The organism is Sphingomonas sp. DC5200-1 (genome assembly GCF_049897245.1).
GTDB classification, from domain to species: Bacteria; Pseudomonadota; Alphaproteobacteria; order Sphingomonadales; family Sphingomonadaceae; genus Sphingomonas; species Sphingomonas aquatilis.
The window spans coordinates 127,366-144,127 of sequence record NZ_JAFCVW010000006.1; the positions used below are offsets into that span (position 1 = coordinate 127,366).

Below are 16,762 nucleotides of genomic sequence, written 5' to 3' on the forward strand. Positions count from 1 at the left end.
TAAGATATCGGATGGCGTGTACATCAGCCGTGGCATGCGGCATGCATCCAACCGCCGGGCGGGACGTTGGCGTCCGGACGAGCGGAGGGACTGCGACGTGAGCGACGACCAGACGATCAGCACCGAACCTTACACCGGTCCCGCCGGTGGTTGGGGATCGATGAAGTCGGTTGCGGAGATCAACCTTCGCGAGAAGGTGCGGCCGGAAACCGCGCGCGAGCTGACCCGGCTAAACAAGCCCGGGGGCGTCATGTGTGTCTCGTGCGCTTGGGGGAAGCCGGCGCATCCGCATATCGCCGAATTCTGCGAAAACGGCGCGAAGGCCACCGCGTGGGAGCTGACCACCTATCGCACCACCCCGGAATTCTTCACGAAGCATACCGTCAGCGACTTGCGCGGCTGGAAGGATTACGATCTGGAACAGGCCGGGCGCCTGACGCATCCGATGAAATATGATGCCGCCACCGATCGCTATGTCGCGGTCAGCTGGGCGGAGGCGTTTGCCGATATCGGCACGCATCTGAAGCGCTACGACCCCAAGAAGGTGATCTTCTACGCGTCCGGCCGCGCGAGTCTGGAAACGAGCTACATGTGGGCGTTGATGGCGCGCCTGTACGGCAGCCAGAACCTGCCGGATTCCTCCAACATGTGTCACGAGACGACATCGGTCGGCCTCAAGTCTGCAATTGGTTCGCCCGTCGGCACGATCCATTTGTCGGATTACGACCAATGTGACGCTATTTTCTATTTCGGCCAGAATCCGGGGGTGAACTCACCCCGCTTTCTCCACCCCTTGCGCAGTTGCGCCAAGCGGGGCGTCGAGATCGTGGTGTTCAACCCGCTGAAGGAACGCGGCCTCGAACGCTTCACCGACCCGCAGAACCCGATCGAGATGGCGACGCGCAAGTCGACGCCGATCGCCACGCAATATCACCAAGTGAAGGCCGGCGGCGACATCGCCGCTTTGGTCGGCATCTGCAAATACGTCATCGAGGCGGACGACCAGTGCCAGCGGATCAACGCCCCCGCGATCCTCGACCACGCCTTCATCGCCGAACACACGACGGGGTTCGAGGCGTTCGCCGACATGGTCCGCGCGACCGATTGGTCAACGCTGGAGCATGAAAGCGGCATCACCCGTCAGGACATGGAAGCCGCCGGCGCGGTCTACGCCAAGTCGAAGCGGGTCATCTGCGTCTACGGCATGGGCCTGACCCAGCACGTTCACGGCATCGACAATCTCCACACGCTGGTGAACCTGATGCTACTGCGCGGCAACGTCGGCAGGCCCGGCGCCGGCTTCGGCCCGGTTCGCGGCCACAGCAACGTGCAGGGACAACGCACCGTCGGCATCACCGAAAAGCCCGAACTCGCCCCACTCGACCGGCTGCAGCAGCTGTATGACTTCGATCCCCCGCGCGACAAGGGCTGGGACACGGTCGAGGCGTGCGAACATATCATCGACGGCAGCGCGCAGGCGTTCCTGGGCCTGGGCGGCAACCTCGCCCGCGCGGTGCCCGATACCGCACGGATCGAGCCCGCTTGGCAGACGCTCGACCTCACCGTCAGCATCGCGACCAAGCTTAATCGCACGCATCTGTTGCCCGGCAAGACCTGCTACCTTCTCCCCTGCCTCGGCCGGATCGAGACCGACGAACAGGCGACCGGCCCGCAGGCGGTGACGATGGAGGACAGTTTCAGCCGCATCTACGGCAGCCGCGGCCGCGCGACGCCGGCGGCAGACACTCTGCTCAGCGAACCTGCGATCCTCGCCGGCATCGCCAAGGCGACGCTTGATCCCAACCCGAAGGTCGATTGGGACGCGTGGGTCGGCGATTACGGCCTCGTCCGCGATGCGATCGAGGCGACCTATCCGGACAAGTTCGCCCGCTTCAACGAGCGGATGTGGATCCCCGGCGGCTTCTGGAAGGGTGTGCCCGCCGCCCACCGCCAATGGCTCACCGATAGCGGCCGCGCCGAATTCAACGTGCCGAGCGCCTTGAACGCCACCGGTTTCAAGGACGCCCCCGGCCGCTTCCGCCTGATGACGCTGCGCTCCAACGACCAGTTCAACACGACCGTCTATGGCTATCACGACCGGTTCCGCGGCATCAAAGGCACACGCGACGTCGTGCTGATGAACCGCGCCGACATGGCGGAGCTGGGCCTGGCCGAGCACGACAAGGTCGATCTGGTCGGCGACGAGGGCACGAATGGCGACAAGCGCGTCGATGGCCTGCTGGTCGTGCCCTATGACATCCCGCGCGGCTGCCTGGGCGGCTATTACCCGGAATGCAACATCCTGATGCCGGTCACACACAAGGCCGAACAAAGCCATGTTCCGGCGGGGAAATCCGTGCCGGTGCGAGTGGAGAAGGCGGCCTGATCCTCGCCGCGATCCTCGCCGGCGGCCAGTCGAGCCGCTTCGGCAGCGACAAGGCCGCCGCACTGTGGGACGGGCGGCCGCTGCTCTCGCACGTCCGCGACGCCTGCGCACGCTGGGCCGACGCGGTGGTCGTCGTGGGGCGAGAGGGCGGGATCGCGGATCGCCCCGCCCCCGGCCTCGGACCGCTCGGCGGCATCGCGGGCGCGCTGCACTATGCATCGACGCAGGGCTTCGACAGCGTCCTGACAGTGCCTTGCGACACGCCGTACCTGCCCGAGGTGCTCGTCGCCGCGCTGCTGCGCCGCACGCCCAGCTATTGCAGCGATGCGCCGGTCATCGGCCACTGGCCCGCCGACCTCGCCGACGCGCTCGTCGACCATATCGCGCGTGATGCCCGACGCTCGGTGCGCGGCTGGGCGCAGCAGATCGGCGCGCTGCCGATCGCCACCCCGGAACGGATCGCCAACGTCAACACGCCCGAGGATCTCGCTGCGCTGTGAGCGTATCGCGGCCCGAGCCAATCCGGGTGCTCCACGCCGATGGCCGGGCGACGACGGGTCTGCGCGACGTCGCGGTCGAGGCCCCCGTCGCGATCGAGGTCGATGGGCTGGGCTATGCGGTGATGATGATGACGCCGCGCGATCTCGACGTCTTCGCGCTCGGCTTCATGTTGACCGAACGCCTCGCCGACACCGCCGCCGACGTCGAGGATATCGACGTCTTCGCGGCAGAGGCGGGATGGATCGTCCGCGTTGCGCTCGCCGCGCACTGCCGCCCCCGCATCCACGATCGCGTCCGCCATCGCAGCAGCGATACCGGATGCGGCCTGTGCGGGATCGCCAGCCTGGAGCAGCTAGCTCGGCCGGTGCGCCAGCGGCCGCCCTGCCCTGTCGTCGAACCGTCTGCGATCTTTGCCGCGCTGGCGGCGATTCGCGCGCACCAGCGCCTCAACGCCGCGACTGGCGCCGTCCATGCCGCCGCCGCCTGCACCGCCGATGGCGAGATCGCCGCGATCTTCGAGGATGTCGGCCGCCATAATGCGCTCGACAAGCTGATCGGCGCGCAGGCGCGGGCGGGCGCAGGCTCGGCCTTCACGCTCGTTACCTCGCGCATCAGCTTTGAAATGGCGGACAAGGCGCTGGTCGCCGCAACGCCGCTGCTGGTCGGCATTTCCGCCCCCACCAGCTTTGCGCTGGATCACGCCCGCGCGCACGGCCTGACGCTGATCGCGCTCGCGCGGTCCGACGCGATGCTGGTGATGAACGATCCGTTCGGCGCGTTCGCCTAGGCGCGCCAGTCCCAGACGTGGTCGGACCAATATCGCACGCTCGCGATCCAGTCGGCGATGCCGCCCGTCACCATGTGGCGATATGCTCCGTCGAGCCATACGCTGTCGGACAGGATCAGCACCATCAGAACCGCCGCCCACAAGACGCCGCGATGCATCGGCTGCGGCTTGCGGACGAGCTTCACCTCGGTCGCCCGGCGCTCCGCCAGACGACGCTCGGGCCCCGCATGGGGCTGCTTGGCGACCCGCCGATCAGCGGTCCGACGTTCATTGGAAAAGTGATAGGGCATCGACGCGACCCGAACCGACCAGCGCCTGCCATCGCACGGCAATGGTGAACAAAGCGTTCCGGCTGTCGATGGTGTCACACGCGCGGCGCTACCGATGTGGTAGCGGAGGAGGGACTTGAACCCCCGACCCCAGGATTATGATTCCCGTGCTCTAACCAGCTGAGCTACTCCGCCCCGCCGTGTGGAGGGGCGCCTATAGGAGCGGGATGCGGCCCTCGTCAAGCGAACATGTGACGGGAAAGTGCTTCCCATGGACCGCCACGATACCACCATGCCGCCAGCCCCGCGATTTCGACGTCGCGGGGGGCGAAATCGCGAGACAAAGCGGTCAGCAGCAGCTTCGCGATATTGGGCTGAACCTTATTCTGGATGGTGACGTGCGGGCGCCAGCCGCCAGCATCCTGCGGCGTCAGCAGGCCCGCGAAGGCGTCGGCTAGATCGCGCCGGATGGCGACCAGGTCGGGCGATTCGATCCGATAGGCGACACCGCGGCCCAGCGACATCAATCCGCCGACGCGCGCCTGCGGCGCCCGCACGCCGCGGGTCAGGCCGTTCAGGCGATGCTTGATCTCACCCTCTGCCGAGGGCGGCAGGTGATGGAAGAGCGTCAGATGCGCGGCCAGCACGTTGCGTTCGGGCGGGAAGTGCGCCGCCCGCTGCGCATCGAACCAGCCCTGGTCGCGCCGCCCGAACAGGGCCGTCACGATGATGGGCGCCGGCTCGGTCAAATCTCCACCTGGCTGCCCAGCTCGACCACGCGGTTCGTCGGCAGGCGGAAGAATTCCATCGCGCTTTCGGCGTTGCGCAGCATCCAGGCGAACAGCTTTTCGCGCCACAGCATCATGCCTGGCCGTTCGGAGGCGAGCAAAGTCTGGCGCGACAGGAAGAAGCTGGTGTCCATCATCTTGAAATCGGTGCCGCAGCCATGGACGCGCTTCAGCGCCGCCGGCACGTCCACCTCCTCCATGAAGCCGTATCGCAGGACGAGGCGGTAGAAGCCGTCGCCCATCTCCTCGCGCGTGGCGCGGTCGGTTTCCGGCCAATAGGGCTGCTGGACGATCTTCACCGTCAGCAGGATGATCCGCTCGTGCAGCACCTTGTTGTGCTTCAGATTGTGGAGCAGCGCGTGCGGGACGCCATCGGCGCTGGAGGTCATGAACACCGCCGTCCCCGACACGCGGCTCGCCGAATTGATCGCCGAGGTGATGAACACCTTGGTCGGCATCGCCGCCTCGCGCAGCCGCTCCATCATCAGCGTCCGCCCCTTCGACCAGGTCGTCAGGAAGGTGAAGACGATCAGGCCGATCATCAGCGGGAACCAGCCGCCATCGGGCACCTTGGTCAGATTGGCGGCGAAATAGGCGCCGTCGACCAGGAAGAACAGGCCGAGCAGCGGCGCGGCGGCATAGAGCGGCCAGTTCCACAGCCGGGTTAATGCAACGCCGAGCAGGCACGTATCGATGAACATCGCCCCCGTCACCGCGATGCCATAGGCCGATGTGAGGTTGGACGAGGTGCGGAAGAACAGGACCAGCAGGATCACCATCGTCATCAACAGCCAGTTGATGAGCGGGATATAGATCTGCCCCACCGTCGCCGCGCTGGTATGTTCGATGCGCAGCCGCGGCATGAAGCCCAGCTGGATCGCCTGTTGCGTGACAGAGAAGGCGCCCGAGATCACCGCCTGGCTGGCGATGATCGCCGCCATCGTCGCGAGGAGCACCAGCGGCAGCTGCAGGCTGTCGGGGGCAAGCATGTAGAAGGGGCTGCGCAGCGCCGCTTCGCCCTCGCGGAACAGCAGCGCCCCCTGCCCCAGATAGTTGCACATCAGCGCGGGCAGCACGAACACCAGCCACGACAGGCCGATCGGCTTGCGCCCGAAATGCCCCATGTCGGCGTACAGCGCCTCCGCCCCCGTCACCGCGAGCACGACCGAACCGAGCGCCAGGAACGCGCGGACCGGGTCGGCGAGGAAGAAGTGGATCGCGTGGTGCGGTGAAAAGGCCCACAGGACATGCGGCGTCTGGACGACGCTGAGCAGCCCCAGCACCGCGATCACGCCGAAATAGACAAGCATGATCGGCCCAAAGATCAGCCCGATTCGCGCGGTGCCGCTGCGCTGGACCCAGAACAGGGCGATCAGGATGGCGAGCACGATCGGCAGCACGAGCCCCGAAAAGGCCGGCGCCGCGATCGCCAACCCCTCGACCGCACCCAGCACGGTCACCGCCGGCGTGATCATCGAATCGCCGTAGAAGAGCGAGGTCGCGAAGACGCCGAGCAGCACGATGCCGGTCGACCATCGCTTGCTCTTCGTCCGCCCCGACACCAGGGCGAGCAGCGCCAGGCTGCCCCCTTCCCCATTATTGTCGGCGCGCATGATGATGGCGACGTATTTGATCGTCACCACGATCATCATCGACCAGAACATCAGGCTCAGCACGCCCATGATGTGCAGCGGATCGAGCGCGAGCTTGTGGTGCCCCGCGAATGTTTCGCGAAAGGCGTAGAGCGGGCTGGTGCCGATATCGCCGAAGACGATGCCGATCGCACCGACCGCCAGCTTCAGCAGGCCATCGCTGTGGTGAACGGGGGTTTCATCCTCCGCGCGGGCGTCGGGAGGGGCTGCCGGTACGGGGCTGCTCACGAGCGGCTCGATCGGTCCGTCGGTACGCGACCGGCGTTGTTCGCAAGCTGTTGCATCGGCGCTGCCTTAGCATGGCCTGAACGGCGGGAGCAACGGCAGCGGAAGGCGATGAGCCGCCCCGAGACAGGGCATGAAGCGTCACCCGACATCGCGCGTCGCCCGGCCGCGCAAGCGCATACCGCATTGGAAGCAAACGCGGGTTAGGGCCTGCGAAAGACCTCACGAATCACGAAATGCGATGCCAGCCGGGTGACGCCGGGCAGCCGCGACAGCGTTTCGCGGTGGATGCGTTCGAACGTATCGTCGCGCCGCACCTCGACGTGGAGCATATAGTCCGCCTCGCCACTCATTAGGAAGCAGTCGCGGATTTCGGGGACGTCGACGATCTGGCGCTCGAACGCGGCCATCGTCTCCTCGCGCTGGTCGCGCAGCGTCACGTTCACCATCACGACGCTGGGATTGCCGCGCGCCGCCTTGCTGAGAACGGCGCGGAAGCCGGCGATCAGCCCGCGGTCCTTGAGCGATCCGACGCGCCGATGCGCGGCGCTGGGCGACAGGCCCACCTTCTCTCCCAGTTCGGCGCTGGTGAGGTCCGAACTGACTAGCAACTGGCCGAGGATCTTCTGGTCTAGGGCGTCGAGCATGATCCTCGCTCTACGACACCCATTCACGCAAGAAAATCCCGCAGTGGCCGCCGATAGGCAATGACATTGCAAGCCTCTCCCGCCCTGCGCGTAGTAAGAGCGCCGTTGGAAGAGGAGATTCCCATGCGCATCGGTGTTCCCAAGGAAATCAAAAACCACGAATATCGCGTCGGCCTGACCCCGCCGTCGGTCGCCGAACTGGTCGCCGCCGGTCATGAGGTCGTCGTCGAGACGAAGGCCGGCTCCGGCATCGATTTCGAGGATCAGGACTATATCGACGCGGGCGCGACGATCCTGGCCGATCCCGCCGCGGTCTTCGCCGCCGCCGACATGATCGTGAAGGTGAAGGAACCGCAGGCGAGCGAAATCGCGCTGCTCGAACCGCGCCACCTGCTGTTCACCTACCTCCACCTCGCCGCCGACAAGGCGCAGGCCGAGGGGCTGGTGAAGTCGGGCGCGACCTGCATCGCGTACGAAACCGTCACCGCAGCGCGCGGCGGCCTGCCGCTCTTGAAGCCGATGAGCGAGGTCGCGGGCCGCATGTCGGTGCAGGTCGGCGCGCATTACCTCGAAAAGGAACAGGGCGGTCGCGGCGTGTTGCTGGGCGGCGTCCCCGGCGTGGCGCCGGCGAAGGTCGCGATCCTGGGCGGCGGCGTTTCGGGCGTCAACGCCGCGCAGATGGCGGTCGGCATGCGCGCCGACGTGACGATCTACGACATTTCGAACGATCGCCTCGCGGAACTCGACATGTTCTTCTCCAGCCAGATCAAGACGGCCTATGCGTCGAAGGCGGCGATCGCATCGGCGGTGAAGAACGCCCACCTCGTCATCGGCGCGGTGCTGGTGCCGGGCGCGGCGGCGCCGAAGCTCGTGACGCGCGACATGATCAAGACGATGAAGCGCGGCGCGGTGATGGTCGATATCGCCATCGATCAGGGCGGCTGCTTCGAAACCAGCCATGCCACCACCCACGAAGACCCGGTGTTCGAAGTCGACGGCGTGATCCATTATTGCGTAGCCAACATGCCCGGCGCGGTCGCGCGCACCAGCACCTTCGCGCTCAACAACGCGACGCTGCCATTCGCGATCAAGCTCGCCAACATGGGCGCGGAAGCGGCGATGAAGGCGGACGCGCACCTCGCCAACGGTCTCAACGTCTATCATGGCAAGATCACGCATCATGCGGTGGCCGAGGCGCTGAACATGCCGTTCACCGGCTGGAACGGATAAGGAACAGGAATGTTGGGGTCTTCTGAAAGGAAGACCCCATGTCCACGACTGAGAATCCCAAGGACCACCCGACCGGCAACGCCGAAAAGAACCCCGACGACTGGACGACCGGCGACGAGGCGATGACCGGCGCGCAGGCGAGCTACCTGAAGACGCTGAGTGAGGAAGCCGGCGAAACGTTCGACGACACGCTGACCAAGGCAGAAGCCTCGAAGCGCATCGATGCGCTGCAGGAAGCGACCGGCCGCGGGAAGTAACGCGCCGCTTGCCTCGGTTAGCTCGGCAGTCGGCTACCGCGAGACACAGGATATCGTCCCGTCGCCTGTCATCGCGACCGTAGCGACCAGACACGACGAAATTCGCGCTCGCCTCTCAAATAACGGAGGCGAGCGCTTCCTTTCATTGGCGAGCCAGCATCGCCCCGCCGCCGCGCGTCATCGTCAGCATCGCCGGGTCCGCCGCGTCATAGCGCCGCCATGGCACGGCGCCCTTGCCGTTGGGGTCACCCGTCTTGACGAAATTGACAAGATAGCGGCTCGCCACGGTCGCCGCGGCGCGATCGGTCGATGTGGTCGCCGCGCCATATTTGACGTCGGCCGTGTCGAAGAAGAACGGGATGTCGGTCGCATGCCCCGCCCCCGCACCGTCCGGCGTCGCCGCCGACGTCGCGACATAGTCGAAGCGGTAGTAATAGAGCGGCACGCCCTGCTTCGCGAGCAGCCCTGCGACGTCGCGTGCGCCCCCGATCATGACGCCATCCGGTCCGCCGATATCGTCGCTGGTCGCCCCCACCATCACCGGAACGTGCGCGAAGCGACCGGCGCGATAGGCCTCGCGGCCGTCGATGAAGGTGCGGCCGTCTGGCACCGGCCCGCTGTATGTGCGCCCCTCGCCCTGCTGCTGCCCCAGGGTGGCGAGATTGAGGCCGTCGACCACCTGCTCACCGGACAGAGCATGAAGCGCTGCCGAGGCCGCGGGGCCTGTACCGCCGATGCCCTTGGCGCGCGCAAAGGCGGTCGCCGCCGTCTCTGCGGTCGCTACGCTGGCGCCCTTGTACGATCCGTCGCCGCCAGACTGAATCACCGCAGCGCGGAACAGGCCCCGCGCTGCGGGCGAGGTCAGCATGGCGTGGACGGACATGCCGCCCGCGCTTTCGCCGATGATGGTCACCGCATCGGGATCGCCACCGAAAGCCGCGACGTTCCGCTTCACCCAGCGCAGCGCGGCAAGTTGGTCGAGCAGGCCGAAGTCCACCTCGCGCGGTGTGGTCGCGAGGGCGGGATGCGCGAAGGTGCCGAAGCGTCCCAGGCGATAGTTGAAGCTCACCATCACGATGCCCTGCCGCGCCAGCGCAGCGCCGCTGTAGGTCGGCGGCGAGGACCCGCCGTTGACGAAGCCTCCGCCGTAGATCCACACCAGAACGGGCAGCTTGGCCCCCGCCTTGACGCCTGCGGGCCGCCACACATTGGCGTAGAGGCAGTCTTCGGCTGGAGCCGTGCCGAGCGGCGCGGCATCGCTGGGGAACGGCAGCTGCATGCAATCCGCCGCATAATGCGTGGCGTCGCGCGGCGCCGTCCAAGCCTGGACCGGCTGCGGCGGCTGCCAGCGCAACGCGCCCACCGGCGGGGCCGCGAACGGAATGCCCTTGAACGCGTCCACGCCCGCGTCTGTCGCGCCGCGTACCGGCCCACTGGCGGTGCGCGCCTGCGGCACGGCTTGCGCCAGCGCGGTGCCGCTCGTGCCGGCGATCGCCAGGGCCAAGACAAAACGAAGGGGATTCAAGTTCATAGGGCGCTCCGGGTCACATCGCGGCGAGCGAGCCTCGCACGGCATGACCGGGCGGGCAACAGCACGGGTGCAGATCGCCGCAGCGAGCGTTCGCGGCAGCGGGCCGCAGCCAACGGTCCGTCGCAAATCATCCACATTGGTGGTTAATGTCGGAACGGCTCCATTCCTGACCAGTTGGACGCGGATGAGCGAGACACCCGAAACGTTGTTCGCCCTTGTCGAGGCGGATCATCTGACCCGCATCCACCTGAAGCTCGGTCTCGAAGACGTGGGCTTCGCGGTGAAGGAGCAGGACGACACGATCGCCCTTGTCGGAACTGCCGACCCGACTGTGGCCGAAGACAGCCCGATCCTGCCCACGCGACCATCGACTGCCGACGACAGCGGTGCGGCTTAGCCGATCGTCGCGCCGCCGGGATCCTGCGCCAGGATCCGCCCCATGGCCTCGAACAGCGCATCCATCGCCACTGGCTTAAACAGGACCTCGTTGGCGCCTGCGGCCAGGCAGCGTTCGCGCAGGTCCAGCGCCGTGTCCGCGGTGATGACGATGATCGGCACGTTGGCCTTGTCGTCGGGGCGCGCGCGAATGTGCCCGATCGCGGTGATGCCATCCATCCCCGGCATGCGCAGATCGATGAGCAGCATATCGAAGGTTTCGGCCTCGATCGCCGCCAGCCCCGCCTCGGCGTTCTCCGCCTCGACCATGCCGACGCCGGCAACGTCCAACATGTCGCGGACGACGCGGCGATTCATCCGGTCGTCCTCGATGAACAAGACGTTCATCGCACCATGGTCCGGCATCCGCGAGGGCAATGGGTCAACATGGCTGCGCGTCTACGCCTCATGCCGCCTGCGACACAAGCGTTGCGTCGCGGCTGGCGAACAGGACGGCGAGCAGATCGCTCGCCGCTATCGGTTTGAGAAGGTGCAGGACTTCGATTTCGGGATCGAAGGCCGCATGCGCCACGGCGGCATCCGCCGGCCACAACAGCAGCACTGTCGCTTCGCGGCCCGCCGCTGCGACCAGACGCCGCACCTCGGCATGGGGGGCGTCGCACGCGCGCAGCGCCGCAACGTCGACGACGATCCGGTCGACGGGGTCGGCGGCCAGCCGGTCGAATGCCTCGTCCAGCGACGCGAGCGGTACGACGTCCGCCGCCCGCGTCGCGATCACCGTCTTCAGCATCGCCCGCGTGATCGGATGCGGGTCGACGACCAGGACGCCTGCCTGCGCTTGATCCTTCGGCTGCTCCGGCCGGTCGGCATGACGGAGCGGCAGGTCGACCGTGAAACAGGCGCCCTGCCCCGGCACGCTCGCCAGCGTCACCTCGCCGCCCATCGCGCGTGCGAGGTTGCGACAGATCGACAGGCCCAGCCCCGTGCCGCCGAAGCGCCGCGTGGTGCTGGTGTCCGCCTGGGTGAACGATTCGAAGATCGCCTGCTGCTGTTCGACCGCGATGCCCGTACCCGTATCTGTCACCACGATTCGGATGCGCTCGCTTTCGCCCGTCGCCGCGATCGCTTCGACGGTCAGCGTCACGCTGCCGCTCGCGGTGAACTTCAACGCGTTGGACATCAGGTTGAACACGATCTGCCGCACGCGCAACGCATCGCCGACGATCCAATCCGGGCAGCGCGACAGATCGGCGTGGAAGACGAGGCCCTTCGCCGCCGCCTGATCCTGCCACAGGCGCAGGCAGTCCCGCAGCATCGCAGCGAGATCGAACGGCGCGTCTTCGATCGTCAGGCGACCGCTTTCGATCTTGGCGGCATCGAGGATGTCGTCGACCAGTGCGCGCATGGTCACGCCGGCCCCGTGGACGACGGTCAGTCGATCGCGCAGATCGCCCGCGACGCTGCCATCCGCCAGCATCACCTGCGTCATACCCAAAATGCCGTTCAGCGGCGTGCGAATTTCGTGGCTGGTCGTCGCAAGGAATTCGGACTTGGCGGCCAGCGCCTTTTTCAGGTCCGCGTTGACGGCACGCACACGATCGCGACTCCGCCGCAGCGTGATGACGCCGATGCCGAGCATCAGCAGCACCGCCAGCACGCCGACGGCGAAGCCGACGAACACGGTCTGCTGCGTACGGACACGCGCCTTTTCGAACGCGACGCTCCGCCGGGCTTCGTCGCGTTGCAGGTTGGCGATTCGCAGTTCCTGGTTCGCGAAATCGAAGCGCGCCGCCATCAGCGCGGCATTGGTTGACCGGGCAAGCGTGGTCGCCTCGTCGTCCAGCCGCTTCAGCGCCATCAGATGCTGTAGCGCAAGGTCGGGCGCGCCGCTCGCGCGGTAGATCGTATATGCGGTCTGGTGCGCCTCACGGTCGATCAGCGTCGATTTGGCAAAATCCTGGCCGGCGAACCGCTCTCCGATCAGCCGCGCCGCCGTTGCCAGATCGTGGCGCTGATACGCCGCCTGCGCCGCCAGCCCGATTAAGACCGTGCGATAGGGCTGACCGGCGCCGTCCTGCCCCGACAGACGCAGGCCTTCGTCGATCGCGCGCTGCGCGCCCGCGACATTGCCCATCGCCAGCCGCGTCTCCGCGATATTGCCGAGTACCAGCGATCGCAGCAGCGGGCTGCGCATCTGGGCGGTCAGCGCCAGTGCCTTGTCGAACTGCGCCTCCGCCTCGCGCAGCCGTTTCAACTTTTTTAGTGCGCCGCCGCGATTGTTGTACAGGGAGAGCGCCAGCATCGGATCGCCGCGGTAGGTCGCAAGTGCTTGGTCGAAATAGCGTAGCGCATTCACATGGTCGTTCGCGCCGCTGTACAGCGCGCCGATCGACTGCAACGCCTTGGACTGGCTGCGCACCTCGCCCTGCCGGCGGAAGATCGCATAGGCCTTCTGATAGTCGCTCAGCGCATCGGCGACATCCACCTGCGCGGTGTTGATCCAGCCCCGTGCCAGCAGGGCGTCGCCATGCAGCATCGCATTCGGCGCCAGCCGCGCCGACACGCGCACCGCATGTTCGATCAGCGGACGGGCGCCATCGACGTCGTTCAATCGCAGCAGCGCCTCACCCCGCAACCACTGTGCCGTCGCCTGCATCATCGCACGTTGCGATGCGGTCTCGGCGCCCGCCGCCATCCGTTCGGCTTCGCGCGCACGGGTCACGGTTTGATGCGGATCGGTGAGCATCGCCGCGCGAGCGTCTGCGATCAACGCATCGAAGCGGTCGCCGGTCTGAACCGCCGCCGCGGGCGTCGCCAGTATCAAGGCAAGGGCGGCGAGCATCATGCGGCCCGGCCGCGACACGGGCCGGTACGTGGCCATGTCAGCGCCGCTGGACCTGCAAGCCACCGAAGGCGGCGAGCGGCTGCGGTCGGACGAGGCGATGAAGTCCGTCGTCCATATATTGGACCAGTGCGTCGAGCGGCACCGGCCGGCTGAGCAGGAATCCCTGCACCATGTCGCAGCCCATCACCGTCAGCAGCGCGAGCGCGGCATGCGTCTCGACGCCCTCCGCCACCACCTCCATCTCCAGCGCATGGGCCAGATCGATGGTGGATCGCACGATCAGCGGATCGCGGTTGGAGCTGGTGAGCTGCGTCACGAACAATTTGTCGATCTTCAGCTCGCGCGCGGGCAATTGCTTCAGATAGGCCAGCGAGGACAGGCCGGCACCATAATCGTCGATCGAAATGACGATGCCGAAATCCGCGAATATCTGAAGGTTGGCGATCGCGCTGGCAGGATCGCGGATCACCGACGTTTCGGTGATCTCGAACCCCAGCCGGGCATCGCTGTCGCCCACCAGCACGCAGGCTTCGCGCACGAAGGCGTCGTCGGCCAGCAATTGACCCGAGATGTTGATGAACAACCGCAGATCGTGGCCGCGCGATACGAGGTCACGCTGATCGGCGATGGCACGACGGATCGTCCACAGCGTCATCGCGCCGATCAGATTGCACTGCTCCGCCGCCGCAATGAAATCATTGGGCATCACCAGCCCGCGCGTCGGATGGCGCCAGCGCACCAGGGCCTCGGCACTGGTGATCTCCTGCCGCCGGACGTGGACCTTGGGCTGATAGTGGAGGATCAGTTCGTCGCAGGCGATCGCCCGCTCGAATTCGTCACCCAGCGCGATCAGCTCCGCGGGCAGCGCGGATGGGGCGAGATCGCGCGACAGGCGGGTGCGGGCGAGCGCCGCCTCGGCCGCTTCGACCAGCGCCACCTCGTCGACGGTCGATGCGGGCGCGGAGGCGGCACCGAAATCGAGCGAGAACAAGACACTGGCATCGCCGATCAGGAACGGTTCGCGAAACCCCGCGGCGATGGCGGCGGTCCGCATATCGATCGCCGCAGGATCGTCGTCGAGGAACGTACAGGCCAGTTGATCGCGGCCGATGATCGCCACCGAGGCATCGGGCAGTAACCGACTGATTCGGGCCGCAGCGATCGACGCGATCCCCTCCGCGCGCGCGCAGCCGACCCGGCGGCGCAAATCGGCGAAGTTGGCGATGGCGACCAACAGGTGAAAGCGCTGCGAAACAGCCGCTGGCGTGGGCGCGCTGACCGCCCTATCCTTCGGAATTTGCTCGTTTTTCGTGCGGGGCGCGCGCGTCATGACGGGTCCGGGCTACGCCAGATCGCTGAAGATAGCGTTAATCCTCGCGATGCCCCTAAATGCCTGAATGCCAGATTGAGTAATCCTTAATGTACTGTTAAGGTTAACGGGCATCCTCGCGGTGCGACCATAAGGGAGATAAGCATGTTGGAACTGTTCTTCGCGATCGTCGCCGCTGCCATCACCGTCGACATCAAGCCCTGGTAATCACGACCGGTTCGGGATGGCGGCGGGCTACGCCTCCAGCCATCCCGAACCGGATCCGTTGCGGCGCCCCATCGCGCCGGCATTTCTCTATCGATTGTACCGAACCTCGCCCCTGTTGGGTGACATCACGGCGCCGGCGCATCGTCCGCCAACAGCCGCCCTCCTTCATCCCATCGGCACGGCCCGACACAGGCCAGCGCACCGCGCTCAAGCCGCGATGCTGTCCGTCCCCCTGCGCTCACGCGCCGGATTGCTGAACACCATATCGTCGTCCACCGACCCGAAGCGCAACGCCAGCACGTCCAGCGCGTAATTCTGGTTGAGCTTCCACGGCTTGCGTGAGCCCTGCTTGGGCAGATCGCGTTCGGCGCGCTGGATATAGCCCGAGGTGAAATCGACGAACGGTTCGGTCGTCATCGTCGTATCGTCGGTATGCGGCGTCGCCTGGCGCACCCCGCGCTTTGTCATCGTGTTGAGCAGGCGGCAGACATAGGTCGCGACCAGATCCGCCTTCAGCGTCCATGAGGCATTGGTATAGCCGAACGTATAGGCCAGGTTCGGCACGTCCGAGAACATCATCCCCTTATATTGCAGCGCCTTGCTGAGATCGATCGGCATGCCGTCCTGGCTGAAGCGCACCCCGCTGAGCAATTGCAGTTCCAGCCCCGTCGCGGTGACGATGATGTCGGCGGGCAATTCCTTGCCCGATGACAGCCGGATACCCGTCGGCGTGAAACGATCGATCGTCCCCGTCTCGACCGACGCATCGCCGCGCTTGATCGCATCGAACAGATCGGCATCGGGCACCAGGCACAGCCGTTGGTCCCACGGATTGTAGCGCGGGGTGAAATGGGTATCGACGTCATAGTCCGGCCCCAGATGCTCGCGCACCATGCCGATCAACCGCTCCTTGAACTTTTGCGGCCGCTTCTTGGCGATGCGGTAGAAGATCATGCCGGTCAGCACGTTCTTCCAGCGCGTGGTGCCGTAGGCGAGCTTTGCCGGTAGCCGGTCGCGCAGCCAGTTGGCGAAGCGATCCTCCGCCGGACGCGACACGACATAGGTGGGCGAGCGCTGCAGCATCGTGACGTGGCCGGCGCGCTTCGCCATTTCGGGCACCAGCGTCACCGCCGTCGCGCCACTGCCGATCACGACGACGCGCTTGCCGTCATACTGCAGGTCTTCGGGCCAGAGCTGTGGGTGGACGATCCGCCCGCCGAAGCTGTCCACGCCTTCGAAATGCGGCGTGTAGCCGTTGGCATATTTGTAATAGCCCGAACACATGCACAGGAAATTGCAGGTGAAGGTCAGCGGCTCGCCGTCCGGTCCGGTCGCCTCCACCGTCCAGCGTGCATCAGCGGTCGACCAGGACGCCGCGGTGACATGGTGCCGGAAGCGGATATGGCGATCGATGCCATAGGTCTGCGCCGTTTCCTCGACATAGGCCCGGATCGAGGGGCCGTCGGCAATCGACTTGGCCGCGCGCCACGGGTGGAAGGCGAAGCCCAAGGTGTGCATGTCGCTGTCGGATCGGATACCGGGATACCGAAACAGGTCCCACGTACCCCCCAGCGCAGCCCGCCCCTCCAGGATCACATAGCTGCGGTCAGGGCAGCGTTTTTGCAGGTGATACGCCTGCCCTACCCCGGAAATTCCCGCGCCCACGACGACGACGTCAAAATGCTCGGCCACCGCTCTCTCCGCATACCCG

15 protein-coding genes and 1 tRNA gene are annotated in these 16,762 nt (G+C 66.3%); 6 read left to right on the forward strand and 10 right to left on the reverse strand.

Features of this window, described 5'->3' with window-relative positions:
- The first annotated feature begins 97 nt into the window (after window positions 1-97).
- From ACP7A3_RS14770 to fdhD, 3 genes are read left to right on the forward strand one after another with little or no spacing between them, the layout of a single operon-like run.
- Window positions 98-2,386 carry an FdhF/YdeP family oxidoreductase gene (locus ACP7A3_RS14770; protein ID WP_426256366.1) on the forward strand — a complete coding sequence of 763 codons (2,289 nt, stop codon included), beginning with the start codon at window positions 98-100 and terminating at the stop codon, window positions 2,384-2,386.
- Window positions 2,293-2,886: a molybdenum cofactor guanylyltransferase gene (gene mobA / locus ACP7A3_RS14775; protein ID WP_426256365.1), complete on the forward strand. Its 594-nt coding sequence runs from the start codon at window positions 2,293-2,295 to the stop codon at window positions 2,884-2,886. The genes ACP7A3_RS14770 and mobA overlap by 94 nt, the downstream gene beginning before the upstream one ends.
- On the forward strand, window positions 2,883-3,674 hold the full coding sequence (fdhD, locus tag ACP7A3_RS14780; RefSeq protein ID WP_426256364.1) for a formate dehydrogenase accessory sulfurtransferase FdhD: 792 nt from the start codon (window positions 2,883-2,885) through the stop codon (window positions 3,672-3,674). The genes mobA and fdhD overlap by 4 nt, the downstream gene beginning before the upstream one ends.
- Here the strand turns inward: fdhD and ACP7A3_RS14785 are convergent.
- The 5 genes from ACP7A3_RS14785 to ACP7A3_RS14805 all read right to left on the reverse strand — a co-directional run bounded on the left by ACP7A3_RS14785 (window position 3,671) and on the right by ACP7A3_RS14805 (window position 7,255).
- The gene (locus ACP7A3_RS14785) at window positions 3,671-3,964 is read right to left on the reverse strand and encodes a hypothetical protein (protein ID WP_426256363.1); all 294 of its coding nucleotides are present in this window, start codon (window positions 3,962-3,964) and stop codon (window positions 3,671-3,673) included. The two genes, fdhD and ACP7A3_RS14785, sit on opposite strands and share 4 nt — an antisense overlap.
- Before the next feature lie 97 nt (window positions 3,965-4,061).
- A tRNA-Met gene (locus ACP7A3_RS14790) sits at window positions 4,062-4,138 on the reverse strand.
- Window positions 4,139-4,182: 44 nt separating this feature from the next.
- Window positions 4,183-4,692 (reverse strand): 2'-5' RNA ligase family protein, encoded by a 510-nt coding sequence (locus tag ACP7A3_RS14795; RefSeq protein WP_294212134.1) that lies wholly within the window; start codon window positions 4,690-4,692, stop codon window positions 4,183-4,185.
- Window positions 4,689-6,611: a potassium transporter Kup gene (locus ACP7A3_RS14800; protein WP_426256362.1), complete on the reverse strand. Its 1,923-nt coding sequence runs from the start codon at window positions 6,609-6,611 to the stop codon at window positions 4,689-4,691. Before ACP7A3_RS14800 ends, ACP7A3_RS14795 begins: the two co-directional genes overlap by 4 nt.
- 200 nt (window positions 6,612-6,811) lie before the next feature.
- A complete protein-coding gene (locus ACP7A3_RS14805) occupies window positions 6,812-7,255 on the reverse strand; it encodes an Lrp/AsnC family transcriptional regulator (protein WP_017978174.1) in 444 nt (147 codons plus the stop codon).
- Between the two features lie 123 nt (window positions 7,256-7,378).
- Between ACP7A3_RS14805 and ald the strand changes: the two genes are divergently transcribed.
- Both ald and ACP7A3_RS14815 read left to right on the forward strand, forming a co-directional pair.
- Entirely contained in the window at window positions 7,379-8,485 is a 1,107-nt protein-coding gene (ald, locus tag ACP7A3_RS14810) for an alanine dehydrogenase (protein ID WP_147034962.1), read from the forward strand.
- Window positions 8,486-8,523: 38 nt separating this feature from the next.
- The gene (locus ACP7A3_RS14815) at window positions 8,524-8,742 is read left to right on the forward strand and encodes a DUF3072 domain-containing protein (RefSeq protein ID WP_017978172.1); all 219 of its coding nucleotides are present in this window, start codon (window positions 8,524-8,526) and stop codon (window positions 8,740-8,742) included.
- Window positions 8,743-8,884: 142 nt separating this feature from the next.
- Here the strand turns inward: ACP7A3_RS14815 and ACP7A3_RS14820 are convergent, their stop codons facing one another.
- A complete protein-coding gene (locus ACP7A3_RS14820; protein ID WP_426256361.1) occupies window positions 8,885-10,273 on the reverse strand; it encodes a carboxylesterase/lipase family protein in 1,389 nt (462 codons plus the stop codon).
- A 67-nt stretch (window positions 10,274-10,340) separates the two neighbouring features.
- On the opposite strand from ACP7A3_RS14820, the gene ACP7A3_RS14825 reads away from it, so the two are divergent.
- Window positions 10,341-10,670: a hypothetical protein gene (locus tag ACP7A3_RS14825; protein WP_426257157.1), complete on the forward strand. Its 330-nt coding sequence runs from the start codon at window positions 10,341-10,343 to the stop codon at window positions 10,668-10,670.
- On the opposite strand, the gene ACP7A3_RS14830 is transcribed toward ACP7A3_RS14825, so the two are convergent.
- The 4 genes from ACP7A3_RS14830 to ACP7A3_RS14845 form a co-directional block, all read right to left on the reverse strand.
- Window positions 10,667-11,056, reverse strand: a complete 390-nt coding sequence (locus ACP7A3_RS14830; protein WP_043059996.1) for a response regulator — start codon at window positions 11,054-11,056, stop codon at window positions 10,667-10,669. The genes ACP7A3_RS14825 and ACP7A3_RS14830 overlap by 4 nt on opposite strands.
- A gap of 58 nt (window positions 11,057-11,114) precedes the next feature.
- The gene (locus ACP7A3_RS14835) at window positions 11,115-13,550 is read right to left on the reverse strand and encodes an ATP-binding protein (protein ID WP_426256359.1); all 2,436 of its coding nucleotides are present in this window, start codon (window positions 13,548-13,550) and stop codon (window positions 11,115-11,117) included.
- 1 nt (window position 13,551) lies between these two features.
- Complete coding sequence (locus ACP7A3_RS14840) at window positions 13,552-14,844, reverse strand: EAL domain-containing protein (RefSeq protein ID WP_426256358.1); 1,293 nt, start codon at window positions 14,842-14,844, stop codon at window positions 13,552-13,554.
- Between the two features lie 414 nt (window positions 14,845-15,258).
- Window positions 15,259-16,743 carry a flavin-containing monooxygenase gene (locus tag ACP7A3_RS14845; RefSeq protein WP_426256357.1) on the reverse strand — a complete coding sequence of 495 codons (1,485 nt, stop codon included), beginning with the start codon at window positions 16,741-16,743 and terminating at the stop codon, window positions 15,259-15,261.
- Window positions 16,744-16,762 lie beyond the last annotated feature (19 nt).

Excerpts from the sequence above, each read along its gene's own strand:
- ald (WP_147034962.1), top strand. The coding sequence starts at position 7,379 with ATGCGCATCGGTGTTCCCAAGGAAATCAAAAACCACGAATATCGCGTC.
- ACP7A3_RS14835 (WP_426256359.1), bottom strand. The coding sequence starts at position 13,550 with ATGGCCACGTACCGGCCCGTGTCGCGGCCGGGCCGCATGATGCTCGCC.
- mobA (WP_426256365.1), top strand. The coding sequence starts at position 2,293 with ATGCAACATCCTGATGCCGGTCACACACAAGGCCGAACAAAGCCATGT.
- ACP7A3_RS14805 (WP_017978174.1), bottom strand. The coding sequence starts at position 7,255 with ATGCTCGACGCCCTAGACCAGAAGATCCTCGGCCAGTTGCTAGTCAGT.
- ACP7A3_RS14815 (WP_017978172.1), top strand. The coding sequence starts at position 8,524 with ATGTCCACGACTGAGAATCCCAAGGACCACCCGACCGGCAACGCCGAA.
- ACP7A3_RS14820 (WP_426256361.1), bottom strand. The coding sequence starts at position 10,273 with ATGAACTTGAATCCCCTTCGTTTTGTCTTGGCCCTGGCGATCGCCGGC.
- ACP7A3_RS14785 (WP_426256363.1), bottom strand. The coding sequence starts at position 3,964 with ATGCCCTATCACTTTTCCAATGAACGTCGGACCGCTGATCGGCGGGTC.
- ACP7A3_RS14830 (WP_043059996.1), bottom strand. The coding sequence starts at position 11,056 with ATGAACGTCTTGTTCATCGAGGACGACCGGATGAATCGCCGCGTCGTC.
- ACP7A3_RS14840 (WP_426256358.1), bottom strand. The coding sequence starts at position 14,844 with ATGACGCGCGCGCCCCGCACGAAAAACGAGCAAATTCCGAAGGATAGG.